The sequence below is a fragment of the Mycetocola zhujimingii genome, from assembly GCF_003065425.1.
In the GTDB taxonomy this organism is placed as follows: domain Bacteria; phylum Actinomycetota; class Actinomycetes; order Actinomycetales; family Microbacteriaceae; genus Mycetocola_A; species Mycetocola_A zhujimingii.
This window is the reverse complement of record NZ_CP026949.1, coordinates 2,219,586-2,232,188: the sequence shown is the minus strand read 5'-3', so window position 1 is coordinate 2,232,188 and position 12,603 is coordinate 2,219,586. Positions and strand designations below refer to the sequence as shown.

Here is a 12,603-nt window from a genome sequence, read left to right as displayed (position 1 = left end):
CGTGTCGAACCAGTCTGGACCCGAAGCCCCTGAATCGCCCCAACCGGGCGATGTCAGGACACCGGATGCAGAGCGAGTACGCCGTGTTCCCGGTTCACGCCGGGCGGTGCTTCCGCCGATGCCAGGAACGGACCCGACGCCGCAGGCCACCCGGGAGGCCGTTCTCGCCGCCGAAGACAGCGACCGATCCTGGGGTGGGCCGTCTGCAGCGCGGCCGCCCGCGGCCGGTCCGAACGACGCACAGCTGCTCCAGGACGTCCCGCCGCACTGGGGTTAACCGCGCACTGGGGTTGACCCCGCACCAGGGCTGACCGGACGTTCACCGATCGGTGGTTCGGGACCGACGGATCCGTGATCCGGTGGTCGGACGCGTGGTGGTGAGCAGCCGCCGCGACCGCTACTCCTTGAGGTTGCTCCTGGCCAGCAGGTCGCGAATCTCGGTGAGGACGTCGATCTCTGTGACCGGGGCCTTCTCTTCGACGATGCCGGCCTTGCGCTTGGCCTCGGCGCGTTCCTTCATGGTGTTGATCGGCAGCACGAAGACGAAGTACACCACGGCCGCGATGATCAGGAAGCTGATAATTGCGCCGATAACCGCGCCGAATTGCAGCTTCGCATCGCCAACCGAGACGATGAGCGCGTTGTCGAGGCTGTCGGCCTGGAACAGAGCCCCGATCAGCGGGTTGAAGATGCGCTCGACGATCGAGTTGACGACAGCGGTGAACGCGGCTCCGATGACGACGGCGACGGCAAGGTCGATGACATTGCCCCGCATGATGAAGTCTTTGAATCCCTTGAGCAATTTATCCCCCATGTTCACGAAGCGGTGGCGGCGCTACCGGCGTTCGACGATCCGGCGGAACCGCTGGCAGGCGACGACGATACCTTTTCCTTCGTGGCACCGGCAGAGTCCTTCGAGCCAGCACCGTCCTTTTTTCCGCTGGACGAGCTCGACCCGGACGACTCCCTGGACCCCGAAGCGCGGGAATCGTTGCGATAGAACCCTGAACCGGTGAACGATACCCCGACCGCGCTGTACAGCTTGCGCAGCCTGCCAGCGCATTCCGGGCACTCAGTGAGCGAATCGTCGGTGAATGACTGCTGGATGTCAAAGGCGGTGTCACAGACAGTGCACTTGTATGAATATGTGGGCATTCGGGTTTCCTGAAATGGTCGCGGCGGTGGCGCCGATGGCGCCAATGGGGTCGGGTGTGAGGTTAAAAGTCGAGAATGCGTGACGGCGTGACGACCCCGTCGACCCGTTCGTCGTGCTTCTCGAATGGCACGTCGGCCCGCACCTCACTGTCGAAGACGATCGCGTAGACGGGTGGGCATTTCTCCATCGAGCCGAGGGTCTTGTCGAAGTATCCGCGGCCCCATCCCATTCGCATCCCGTCAGGGCTCACAGCCGCAGCGGGCACAAGGATCAAGTCGACCTCATTGATCGCAATGGGGCCGAGGAGTTCACCGACAGGCTCGGGCATTCCATAAAGACCCTCAACCTCTGAACCGGTTTCACCGACGGTCCAGTCCAGCAGGCCGTCTTCGCGGCTGATGGGGAACAGGACGCGGATGCCGTTGGCGAGTGCCCAGTTCACGAAGGGACGGGTGTTCGGCTCATTCGGCGCCGACAGGTAGCAGGCGATGCTCGTCGCGCCCCGGCGTGTGGCCAGCGCAATGAGGTTGTCGGTGAATCCGGTGGACGCGTTCTCGCGCTCTGACGTCGTCAGGTTCTGTCGCCGCTCCCGCAGCTCGGCACGGAGGGCACGTTTCTGATGGTCCACCTGGGTTGGCATAGCCCCATTCTAGGCGGCGCGCCTGAACGCGGGCATCCGTGGTGCACAGCTTCTTCGGGTGCCGCTGCCGCGCCCCGCGGTACCGGATCCACACGCAGATGGCAGCATCCCGCTACTGTTGGTAGATGCCTCAGCCAGTACGCAAAGTTGTTATTCCCGCAGCGGGACTCGGTACCCGGTTCCTGCCGGCAACGAAAGCGCTCCCGAAAGAGATGCTTCCCGTCGTCGATAAGCCAGCGATCCAGTATGTCGTCGAGGAGGCCGTCAGTGCCGGGCTCAATGATGTCCTGATGATCATCGGCCGCAACAAGAACGCGCTCGCGAACCACTTCGACCGGGTCACCGAACTCGAACTGGCGCTTGAGGAGAAGGGCGACGAGAAGCGGCTGAATCGGGTCGTGGAGTCGAGCGAGCTGGCTGATATCCACTTCCTGCGCCAGGGTGACCCGAAGGGTCTTGGCCACGCGGTGCTTCGCGCGCGCAGGCACGTCGGTGACGAACCGTTCGCGGTTCTGCTCGGCGATGACCTGATCGATGCCCGCGACCCGTTGCTCACGACGATGATCGAGGAGCAGGAAAGCCGTCAGGCGACGATCATCGCCCTGATGGAGGTCGACCCGGCAACGATCCAGATGTATGGGTGCGCCGCGGTCGAGGCGACGGACAATCCTGACGTGGTGAAGATCACCGGCCTGGTCGAGAAACCGGCGCCGGAAGACGCACCGTCGAACCTCGCGATCATCGGCCGGTATGTCCTGCGCCCGGAGATCTTCGACGTTCTCGAGACCACGGCACCTGGCAAGGGTGGCGAGATCCAGCTGACGGATGCCATGCAGGTCCTCGCGGCGGACGACTCGATCGCCGGCGGTGTTTACGGCGTCATCTTCCGTGGCCGACGCTACGACACCGGAGACCGCCTCGATTACATCAAGGCCATCATCCAGCTCGCCTCAGACCGCGACGACCTCGGGGCCGACCTCAAGCCCTGGATCAAGGAATTCGCCAGCAAACTCGACTAGTTCGACGTTTTTTATCGAAGGAGACCCGGGTTGGCTCTTCCCGTCCCCGTTCTGACCGAGGGCCCCATCACCGTGCGCTTGGTCCGGTTGCGCGACGCACGGGCGATGGAGCGTGAACTCCTCAGCAACCGATCCTGGCTGCGTCAGTGGGAGGCGACGAGCCCGTACGCGCCGCGGTCCTTTGACATGCGCGCGAGCATCCGTTCGCTGCTCTCCAGCGCCAGGGCGGGCACGGGCCTGCCTCTCGTGATGGAGTACGACGGCGAACTCGCCGGCCAGCTCAACGTGTCGGGAATCACCTACGGTTCGCTGTCGTCCGCGACGCTGGGCTACTGGGTGTCCGAAAGGTTCGCCGGCAAGAGCGTCACCCCGACATCGGTTGCTCTTGCCACCGACCACTGTTTCTCGCAGCTGGGTCTGCACCGGGTGGAGATCTGCATTCGCCCAGAGAATGCGCCGAGCCTGAGGGTCGTCGAGAAGCTGGGTTTCCGGTACGAGGGACTCCGGAGACGGTACATCCACATCAACGGGGACTGGCGCGACCACTTTTGCTTCGGTCTCGTCCGTGAGGAAGTGCCGGGAGGTGTGCTCCGCCGGTGGAAGGACGGGCAGGTCCCTCAGGATGCAGCGACGGTTCCTGAGTCCGACAGGCTCGCCGCCCAGACGCCGATCGTGCCCCCGGCTGCCCTCTTTTAAACCTTCAACCTCAACTTCGGGGTGACACACCCTCGCCAATGCGGCGTGTCCTGCCAGTTGCCTCGTACCTTGGAGCCATGGCTGGCAGTGGACTCTTGAGTGGCGGGATCGTTTTCGCGATCGCCGCCGCGCTGTGGATCGTCTACCTGATGCCGACCTGGCTCAGGAGGAACGAGTTCCTTGCCACCGAGCGCAACGCGATCCGCCTGCAGCAAACACTGCGGATTCTTGCCGAAGCAGCGGAAACACCCGACGAAGTCCGGGTGGAGACGACGGCGCGGAGCGTTGCCGAGCAGCAGAAGATTCTCAAGAAGTACGAGGCCGAGGCGCTCGAACGGGCGAGGCTCGAAGCCCTCGCTGTTGTCGAGGCGCAGCGCGAGGCCGAGAGGGCCAGGCAGACAGAGGAAGTCCGGCGAGCTACTGCTCTGGCCGCGGCTCGGGTCAGGGTCAGGAGAGCACGGCGGCGCGCGCGACTCGCGGCGACGGTTGTGCTCGCGGCATCGCTCGCCGCTGTCGGTGTCGGTGGATCGTTGCTGGCAACCGGCGGATCAGCGCTGGTTCTCGCCGCCGGAGTGACGGCATCCGTCAGCAGTATCGCCGTCCTCGTTCGCATGGCTCGCGTCTCCGGTCGGACCCGGGTGATCGCGCCCGTGGCTCAAGCGGCCCCCGTCGCCCAGGCCTTCGAGCCGGTGACCTTTGAAGAGACAGTTTTGGCGCCGAGCACCTGGACGCCGACGCCGCTTCCCCGTCCCCTGCACCTGTCGCAGGGATCGAGCGCGGCCGGCACCATTGCCCAGGCTGACGCCCATGCAGCGTTGCGCCGTGCCGCTCTCGCGCAGGTCATGGCGGAGCGTGCCGTCGAGCTCGCTCCGACGGTCACGCCGCTGGTCCCCGTCGCCACGGCTCCTGACGCGCCAGCGGTCGAACCAGCAAGCCGGTTTGCGGGAATGGGCGTCGTGACCGAGTCCGAGATCGCCCCGACCAGCCTGACGGCACTGCTCGAGGGCCGTCGAGCCGCAAGCTGATGGATTCATCGCCCTCCCCGGCGTGATAATCTTTTCGTATCAGGGCCTATGGCGCAGTTGGTAGCGCGCCTCGTTCGCATCGAGGAGGTCAGGAGTTCGAATCTCCTTAGGTCCACACCATCCCTGTTCCACGTACGAACCCCCCAGCGAGAATTCGCCCCGAGGTCCAAGACATGTTCGACAGCATCCCCGGCGGTCAGTGGATCTTCGGCATCTTCGCGATCGTAGCCATCATCGTGGTGCTCGCGCTGTTCGGTAAGCGTCTCGGCGGTGCTTTCTCCACGAAAGAAGCCGACAGGTTCGAGACCACCGAGATTCCGCCCGATGACCCCGAGACCCGTGAGTTCATCGTGCGTGACGATCAGACCGGCTCCAGACTTCAGTTCGTGTCGCTTCACACCCGCGGTCGCGTGGTCGAAATTGTGGTTCCGGCCAAACACCGCCGAACCGGCGTTGAGGTCGACCTGTTCGAAGCCGCGTTGCCGTCGGCGCCGAACGTGACGACGTGGACCTGGCCCCCGACCACCCCCGACGGGTACGCTGCGCTCCTGATCATCGCCCGCAGGATGCCGGACGTCACCTTTCTTGACGCTCACGGCTCTCGCGTTCTCTGACGACCCGCAGACACTTTCGGCCCGAGTGGCCGCGGCACGACGTCGATCGAGCTGCTGGGTCAGCGCGACAGGATCCACGCCAGCAGGTAGGTTCGGCTGTTGCCGTCGTCGATGCGTGACTCGGGCAGCGCGGGTACAGCGTCGCGCGCCGCTGCGGCGGCATCCGCTCCGGCGAGTGCCGAGTACATGAGCAGGTAGTCGCCGAAGAGAACATCGAATCCGGCGGGAGCAGCCTCAGCGACATTCGCCTGTATCCGATCGGAGTCTCCGGCAAGGTAGCCGGAAACCGGGCTCATCGGCAGGACAAGAATCCCCAGCATCGCACTCGGCTCCGCGCTGAACCACGTGGCGTAGTCGCGTTTGCCTCCCCACACGAGAGAGGTGACGGTGTGGTCGAAGCCGGAGTACACGGGGGAGTCCAGCGGGAAGTCGGTCCAGTATTCCCGTGCGGATGCCGCCTCGGCGGACAGCATCCACGTCGCTTCGGTGAGCAACGCGGGCTGGTCGCTCACCTCGGCCCACAGCGCCAGTCCGTTCCAGGCCGTCACTGCTTCTGAGCTCGATTCCTGGTTGTTTCCGTCACGGAACGGGGCGGTGCCGCTCGCCCAGGAGTGCCCGGCGTACGCGTCGAACACCCGGCGCTCCGGAAAGTACTCGCTTGACCCGCTGGTGGCGAGGTCTGCGGCCACGAGGTTCATCACCGGCGCCCATTTCTCGGTCACCTCGTCGCGGCCGGCCGCGACGACGGCGGCCGCGTACAACAGGTAGCCGTAGTGGAAGTGGTGGTCATTGAACTCGTCGGAGCCGAAGGAGGGCTGGAGGCCGACAAGACCGCGCGCGTCACGATCGTAGACGAAGCACCGGGCATCTCGGGTTTCGCAGCCGTCCGGCTCCATCCACGAGTTGATTTCACGGATGAGGCGGTCCTCGAGACTCGCAGCGACGTCGTCCGCTCCAAGCTCGCGGGCAATGCTGAGGAGGTTCGCTGACCGGTAGAGCGCTTTGCCGCCGAAGTAGGTGTCCGCGGGAAATGCCGGTGTGCTGAGCGCATCGGCCTCGAGCTGCCTGAGCAGTCGCTCGCGGTCCTCGGATTCCAGCGAGTCGAGGGCGAGAGTGCCCGACGGCTCCAGGCGGGGAACCGTCCAGCTGAGTGTTTCCGCCCGGCACAGCTGCAGCTCGCCGTAGATGCTCTCGTAGGTGCCGTGCGTGCAATCGGCGTCCGTCGACGACTGGTGCGGCATCACGGCCACCAGTGTCGGTCCTGCTGCTTCCAGGTTGTAGGTCAGGGCCGTGCTCGCGGTGCCGTCGGCAAGGGCATAGCTGACGCTTGTCCCGGTGAGGCGGTTACCCGCCGCAGTGGCGAGCTCGTCGCGGTTGCCGCCCTGAGGGACAGCGAACCATGTCGCGCTCTCGCCCCCGCTGAGGGTGACGGACCCGCTGTCGGTCGCCAGTGGGGCATCTGACACGAGTCCGTACTCGACACTATCGACTGTTGCGAAGGCCACTGAATCCTCGACCGGGCTGAACGCGGAGCCGAACCGCACTGTGGTGTCACGCGATGCACTGAAGGTGACAAATGGTGAACCCCGCGCGATCACCGTACGGCCGATCTCCGCGCCCCCGGAGAGCTGGGCCACCGTGACGGTTGCCGTGTCGTAAGCGATGACTTCGTGCTCCTGGGCACCCACATCGACCGACACCGCAGCCGAGAACCCTCCCATGATCGCCGCCGGCGACGTGGAGATCGTGGGAAGCCCAAAGTCCATGCCATCGTCGGTCAGCTGGAACGAGAGCGGGAGTGGGAAAACCGGCATCGACGGTTCGCCAAAGACGAGGCCGGAGAACCACCGGTTGGTTGGCGGGATGAGGCCGGACGCCAGCCGGGATGCCGGGAGCGGCTTGACGGTTCGCTGAGGAACGGCGTCGACGGACGCGGCGATTTCGTCCGTCGCGTAGATGGGTGTCGTTGCCGACGTCAGGGCCGGCTCGTTCGCGGCCCTTTCTGCCCAGGCGCAGCCACCGAGCGACACCACGATCGCGCCGATCAGCGTCGCGCCCAGAAGTCGTGACAGTCGTTCGCGCACGTCACACCCCGATCTTCCGGAAGAAATCGAAGAGCCCGTCGCTCACGCCGGCGAGAACGCCGTCGTTGCGCAATTGCAGGGTCGCCGTGACGGGAGTGCCTCGCGCCATGAGGCCGTTATGCCCGCCATCGGAAAGCTCGTCGCTGTGAACGAGGACCACCGTTTGGGCGATTCCCTCACTCGTCGACACCTGAACCGACGTCACGGTTCCGGCTATCCGCTGGTCGTCAGGAAGCAGCAGCGTGACCTCCGCGCCGTTCTCGATGCGGCCGTAGTCGCGGCTTGTGAGTTCATACTCAGCGGTGACGAAGAGCGAACCGGCGCGGTCGACCGTAGCGAGTACCTGTCCCGCCTGGACGAACGATCCCCGCTCGGTCGTCACGTCGCGCACCGTTCCGGCCACGGCGGCCGTGAGGGTGATGGTGCCATCTGCGGTCACCGCGTATGCGATGGTTTCCGGCTTCAGAAGGCCGTCGGCGAGATCCGCCTGGAGGCTCGTGCTGAGGACAACGAAGAGCGGGTCGCCCTGGGCCACCAGGTCTCCCTCGTCCACGAGGCGTTCCACGACGGTTCCGCCGTAGTCGATGCCGATCGGGAATCGCTCGGCCTCGATCGAGGCGCTGTCGCTCGCCACCTGTGATTGTCGCTGGGTGAAAACGAGCGTGAGAACGGCGACGATCCCGAGAACAACCACCAGCCCTGAGATGAGCCGCAGCCGGCTCCGCCAGGTCACGACGCCACCGTCACTGCCGTAACGGATGCCGCGGGCTCTGCGGAAAGCGCCCGGGTGCGGGCAGGCTTCGAGACCGTTGCATGTTCCCGGAGAGCTGTTACGACGAATCCGCCGAGGATGAGCGTATTCGTGACATTCCAGGCCGTCGCTAGGGTCAACATGGCGTTGTCGGTGTCACGCCAGACAGCGACCATCGAGGTGAGCAGGAGGAAGGTGAAAAACAGCACCTGGGGCACGATCACGTTGAACGGTGAACTCTGGTGATCCCGATTGCCCGTTGCAGTCCACCGCTGCTCCCTCCCCACGAGGACGTTGAACAGGGCGGTGGTATAGATCGGAAAGGATGCCGTGGCGAGCATCAGCGTCTCCCAGCGAAATGAGCCCATCGTGTAGAACGCCAGGACGATCTGTAAAACGTAGAAGCCGGCGTAATACAGGACCCAGGTACCGACCGTCGTGGACATATGCACAGGGCGAAGGTCGAAGTAGATTTCCAGCGGAGGCACCAGCAACAGCAGCAGCGGTGAAATCCCGGTGAGGTAGAAAGAGCCGGTGACGAGGTATTGCAGTCTCTGGTCCAGGGTCAGCCTGCTCCGTCGGCTGAACAGTTTGTGTCGAAGAAGGATCTCGAATCCGCCCGTCGCCCATCGCAGTTGCTGCTTCGTATAGGCCTCGATGGTGTCCGGCGCATCACCGACGGCGAGGACGAGGGGGATGTAGACGGTTCGCCACTCCCGCTCGTGAAGCATGAGGGAGGTCCAGACGTCTTCCGACTTCGAGTCGGTGTACAGGCCCCCGATGTCGGCGACGGCCGCGCGGCGGAAGATGACGTTGGTGCCGACGCAGAACGCCGCATTGAACCTGTTGCGTCCCGGCTGGATGAAGCGATAGAAGACCGACTGCATGTATCCGGCGCCGCGCGAGATGACGTTGTGCAGGTTGCCGTAGCTCTGCGGCGTCTGGACGAAAGCCACCTTCTCATCAGCGAAGAAGGGCACGGTTTCGACGAGGAAATTCTCGTTCGGGACAAAGTCAGCATCGAGGATCATGAAGAAGTCGCCCTTGGTCAGCGAGAGGGCGTGGTTGACGTTGCCCGCCTTCGCGCCGCCGGAGCTGAGTCGGCGCACGTATCGTGCCCCGAGTTCGGCAGCCAGTGATTTCACCTCGTCCGACCTGCCATCGTCGAGAACCCAGGTGAGGTGTGCTCCGGTCATGGCGATTGCGGCGTTCACCGTGCGTCGGATCGTGTTGAGGTCTTCTCCGTATGTCGTGATGAACACGTCCACGGATACAGGTGTGTCCGACAGGTACATCACCCAGTGCTCCGGCGATCCGCCGAAACCGTCCCGCCTGATGTCCCGCGGCCGGAAGAGGGAGCCGTGCGCCTGGTGGAAGGCGAAGTCCCGGGGATCGTGCGCCGCCGACAGGATGGTCCACATGGAGAAGAGTGCCTGCATGATCAGTATTGATTCGGCAGTGACGACCATCAGGTACGGCAGCCAGTCGCCACGGCTTGCCGGATTCAGGAGGAAACCCGCGTACGCAAGGATGCCGATCGTCGCGATGAGAACCAGCAGAACCAGGGAGGGGGACTGCGGCTTGGTGCTCTCGGTCGACCGTGGCGGCAGCACGGGTTCGGTGACCAGTGTCCTCGACGGACGGGAACGATGCTCGAGTGTTGTCATGGCGAACTCTTTTCGGGAGAAGAGCAAAGGAGTTCGAGCAACACCCTCGGCACCCGGCGGTGACCGATCTGATACTCCGAACCCGCGGTGCAACCGTACGACCGCGAGGTAAACGCGAGAGATCCTCAGGATTTCCGTCGTGTAAACACTGTCTGAGAGGAGCCAGCCCCCGCGCTCGGTTCGCCTCCTTATGGCTCTGAATCGAGCGAACCATCCGCTTCCGCGTACGCGTGGGCGATGAGTTCCCGCAGCACATAGAGGTCGATGTCGTCGAGTCGTTTGATGTAGACACAGCCCTTGCCGAGGGTGAACTTTCCCAGCGATGCCAGAAGCTGGTTGCTCTGCGCGTGACCCTGGAGTCCGTACAGGGTGAGTGCGTTCTTCCGCGGGGCGAACCCGACCTTCATCGTGTCACCCTCGCGCCCGGTGGCGTAGCGGTAGTGAAACGAGCCGAAACCGACGATCGACGGGCCCCAGAGCTGTGGTTGCTCACCCGTTGCATCCGCCATCAGGTGGATGAGGCGTGCGGCGTCTGCGCGTTTGCGCTCATCCTCGATCGTCTCGATGAGCGCCTGGGGATCTCGGTCACGTGGCGCGGTCTTCAGGGCTGTCACGGTCACATGGTGGCACCGTCGTTGGCCACGGTCAACGGCCTTTGGGCTCCTCCCGCCTGAGCGCGGTCCGGGGCAAAAAGGGCACGACGGGGTGTTGCTCGGGCGGAAAGGGCTCGACTGTGTCGGGTTGCACAACCGTTTGTGGCCGAGCAGCGCGGCAGTCGTGCGGCCGGTACCACGGCGGCCGGCGGCGGGTCAGCCGCCGAAGACGAGTGTGGCGACCGTGAAGATCGCGAGCCCGGCCAGGGCGCCTACCACTGTGCCGTTGATGCGGATGAACTGGAGGTCCCTGCCGACCTGGAGCTCGACTTTCTCGCTCATTTCACGGGGGTCCCAGCGCTCGACGGTGTCGGTGATCACGCTGGCGATCTCGTGACGGTAGGTGTTGACGAGGTACACCGCTGCATCCGTCACCCAGAGATCGAGCTTGGTGCTCAGGCGCGAATCGGTGGAGATGCGGCTGCCGAGGTCGTTGACCGTGCGAGCCAGCTGCACGCGCAATCCGCTCGCCGGGTCGTCAAGGGACTCGATGAGGGCCGACTTCGTGGTGTTCCAGGTCGCTGAGGCGAGCTCGCGAACCCGTGGGCTGTCGAAGAGTTCGGATTTCGCGTGCTCAAACCTGGCGATCATGAGCGGGTCATTCTGCAGGTTGTCCGTGAGCGTCAGGAGGTAGTTGTCGACGGCGCGGCGGGCCGGATCAAATTCGTCGTCCTTCATCCGGCGGACGAACCCGAGAGCTTCGCGATACAGACGATCGTCGACGACGCGGTCGAGGAATGACGGAACCCACGATGGCAGCCGTGAAGACACGAGCCTCGCGAACGCTTCTGGGTTGTTCTCCAGCCACTCCTCGATTCCGTCGAGGACGAGGCCGACGGCGGCATGGTGCCCGCCAGCGGCAACGACGCCCTCGCCCCACGCGCCGAGCGACTCACTCCACGGCTGTTCGATGAGGTGCGTACGTGCAAGCTTCTCCAGTACGTCGCGCACGTCGTCGTCGTCGAGCAACGAGAGCATCCCCTTGGCCCCGACGGAAATTTCGTCTGCCAGCCTCGTGGCGTTCTCCGGGCGTGCGAGCCAGTCGCCGAGTTTCTGGCCGATGTGCGTCGACTCCAGCTTGTGGCGAACGACGGGTTCTGAGAGGAAGTTCGACTCGACGAAGTCGCCCAGGCTTGCCCCGATCTCGTCTTTGCGGCGGGGGATGATCGCCGTGTGCGGGATAGGCAATCCAAGGGGATGCCGGAACAGCGCCGTCACGGCAAACCAGTCGGCGAGAGCACCGACCATGCCGCCCTCGCTTGCAGCGCGGACCCAGCCGAGCCAGGGGATCTCATCCTGCAACGCGAAAGAGATACAGAAAATCACGGCCATCAGGATGAGCAGACCGGTCGCGGTGCGCTTCATCGATACGAGGCCCCTGCGTCGTTCGAGGTCCTGCGGGGTGAGGAGGGGGATCGTCATTCCGCAATCGTACGTCGGGTGGCCAGCCTGTCGTCAGGCGGTTGCGCCCCGGCTGAAATTGCCTGACGGATCCGCCACCGCACCGCTGCACCTGTCGGATCCGGACACATGGTCCCCGCTTGGGGGGCTTGTACTCTCGGGTGACAGAGCCAAGCTTGGTTACACACAAAGCGGACTGCCCCGCCGCTCGTGGCCCCGACCCTCGCGAGGACTGCTGCCCCCAGTTGTTCGCCGTTGCAGGAGTTAGCCCAATGATCCTCGAAGAACGTGTTGCAGTCCCAGTGAGCCGACCCCCGATCAGGCTCATGGTTGTCATCGGAAGCGTGCGGCCCGGCCGCTTAGGGCTGGCCGTTGCGCTCTGGGTCCATGAGTCCGTGGCGAAGTTCGGCGGCTTTGACGTCGACTTTGTCGACCTCGCCGAACTCGATCTTCCCTTCATGAACGAGCCGAAGCACCCGAAGCACCGGGAGTACCGCCACAAGCACACGATCGCGTGGGGAGAGCGCGTCGATGCTGCGGACGCATTCCTCTTCGTGGCCCCCGAGTACAACCACAGTTACTCGCCGGCGCTCAAGAACGCACTCGATTATCTGCACCACGAGTGGCAGGGCAAGCCGGTCGGGCTGGTCAGCTACGGCGACCTGGCCGGAGGCACGCGCGGTGTGACAGCGCTTCGACCTGTGCTTTCCGCGCTCGCCATGGTCGGTACCGAGTCGAATGTCGAGATCCCCTACGTTGCCCGGCAGATCGACGACGGGTTCTTTGAGCCGACGGACAGGCAGGCCGACAAACTCACGCTCATGCTCGACGAGCTGGGTCGGCTTTCACCGGCACTCCGCAGCGTGAGAGGTGCAACCCTCCTCACCGCCTGACTGT

At 64.5% G+C, this 12,603-nt stretch carries 14 protein-coding genes and 1 tRNA gene; 7 read left to right on the top strand and 8 right to left on the bottom strand.

The genetic code is table 11. From position 1 onward, the window contains the following. Position 1 precedes the first annotated feature (1 nt). Positions 2 to 277, top strand: coding sequence for a hypothetical protein (locus tag C3E77_RS10660; RefSeq protein WP_108391616.1), 276 nt, complete (start codon positions 2 to 4; stop codon positions 275 to 277). 120 nt (positions 278 to 397) lie between these two features. Here the strand turns inward: C3E77_RS10660 and mscL are convergent, their stop codons facing one another. The 3 genes from mscL to C3E77_RS10645 form a co-directional block, all read right to left on the bottom strand. Beyond that, positions 398 to 814, bottom strand: a complete 417-nt coding sequence (mscL, locus tag C3E77_RS10655) for a large conductance mechanosensitive channel protein MscL (protein ID WP_234031188.1) — start codon at positions 812 to 814, stop codon at positions 398 to 400. Positions 815 to 816: 2 nt separating this feature from the next. After that, a complete protein-coding gene (locus C3E77_RS10650) occupies positions 817 to 1,155 on the bottom strand; it encodes an FmdB family zinc ribbon protein (RefSeq protein WP_108391615.1) in 339 nt (112 codons plus the stop codon). 62 nt (positions 1,156 to 1,217) lie between these two features. Further along, a complete protein-coding gene (locus tag C3E77_RS10645; protein WP_108391614.1) occupies positions 1,218 to 1,796 on the bottom strand; it encodes a 5-formyltetrahydrofolate cyclo-ligase in 579 nt (192 codons plus the stop codon). A gap of 125 nt (positions 1,797 to 1,921) precedes the next feature. Between C3E77_RS10645 and galU the strand changes: the two genes are divergently transcribed. From galU to C3E77_RS10620, 5 genes are all read left to right on the top strand, one after another. Then, positions 1,922 to 2,815 carry a UTP--glucose-1-phosphate uridylyltransferase GalU gene (gene galU, locus C3E77_RS10640; protein ID WP_108390371.1) on the top strand — a complete coding sequence of 298 codons (894 nt, stop codon included), beginning with the start codon at positions 1,922 to 1,924 and terminating at the stop codon, positions 2,813 to 2,815. 30 nt (positions 2,816 to 2,845) lie between these two features. Then, complete coding sequence (locus tag C3E77_RS10635; protein WP_108391613.1) at positions 2,846 to 3,511, top strand: GNAT family N-acetyltransferase; 666 nt, start codon at positions 2,846 to 2,848, stop codon at positions 3,509 to 3,511. Positions 3,512 to 3,588: 77 nt separating this feature from the next. After that, entirely contained in the window at positions 3,589 to 4,536 is a 948-nt protein-coding gene (locus C3E77_RS10630; protein WP_108391612.1) for a large exoprotein, read from the top strand. Between the two features lie 42 nt (positions 4,537 to 4,578). Then, positions 4,579 to 4,651 (top strand) — tRNA-Ala (locus tag C3E77_RS10625). 58 nt (positions 4,652 to 4,709) lie between these two features. Continuing rightward, the gene (locus C3E77_RS10620) at positions 4,710 to 5,150 is read left to right on the top strand and encodes a hypothetical protein (protein WP_108391611.1); all 441 of its coding nucleotides are present in this window, start codon (positions 4,710 to 4,712) and stop codon (positions 5,148 to 5,150) included. A 59-nt stretch (positions 5,151 to 5,209) separates the two neighbouring features. Here C3E77_RS10620 and C3E77_RS10615 read toward each other — a convergent pair whose 3' ends face one another. The 5 genes from C3E77_RS10615 to C3E77_RS10595 all read right to left on the bottom strand — a co-directional run bounded on the left by C3E77_RS10615 (position 5,210) and on the right by C3E77_RS10595 (position 11,727). After that, positions 5,210 to 7,234, bottom strand: coding sequence for a glycosyl hydrolase (locus tag C3E77_RS10615; protein ID WP_108391610.1), 2,025 nt, complete (start codon positions 7,232 to 7,234; stop codon positions 5,210 to 5,212). A 1-nt stretch (position 7,235) separates the two neighbouring features. Further along, positions 7,236 to 7,967 carry an HlyD family secretion protein gene (locus tag C3E77_RS10610; protein ID WP_158270260.1) on the bottom strand — a complete coding sequence of 244 codons (732 nt, stop codon included), beginning with the start codon at positions 7,965 to 7,967 and terminating at the stop codon, positions 7,236 to 7,238. Further along, on the bottom strand, positions 7,964 to 9,652 hold the full coding sequence (locus tag C3E77_RS10605) for a glycosyltransferase family 2 protein (RefSeq protein ID WP_108391608.1): 1,689 nt from the start codon (positions 9,650 to 9,652) through the stop codon (positions 7,964 to 7,966). The genes C3E77_RS10610 and C3E77_RS10605 overlap by 4 nt, the downstream gene beginning before the upstream one ends. Positions 9,653 to 9,840: 188 nt before the next feature. After that, positions 9,841 to 10,266 carry a DUF1801 domain-containing protein gene (locus C3E77_RS10600; protein ID WP_108393266.1) on the bottom strand — a complete coding sequence of 142 codons (426 nt, stop codon included), beginning with the start codon at positions 10,264 to 10,266 and terminating at the stop codon, positions 9,841 to 9,843. Positions 10,267 to 10,461: 195 nt separating this feature from the next. Beyond that, complete coding sequence (locus C3E77_RS10595) at positions 10,462 to 11,727, bottom strand: DUF445 domain-containing protein (protein WP_108391607.1); 1,266 nt, start codon at positions 11,725 to 11,727, stop codon at positions 10,462 to 10,464. A gap of 281 nt (positions 11,728 to 12,008) precedes the next feature. On the opposite strand from C3E77_RS10595, the gene C3E77_RS10590 reads away from it, so the two are divergent. Further along, positions 12,009 to 12,599, top strand: coding sequence for an NADPH-dependent FMN reductase (locus tag C3E77_RS10590; protein ID WP_198412138.1), 591 nt, complete (start codon positions 12,009 to 12,011; stop codon positions 12,597 to 12,599). Positions 12,600 to 12,603: the final 4 nt, after the last annotated feature.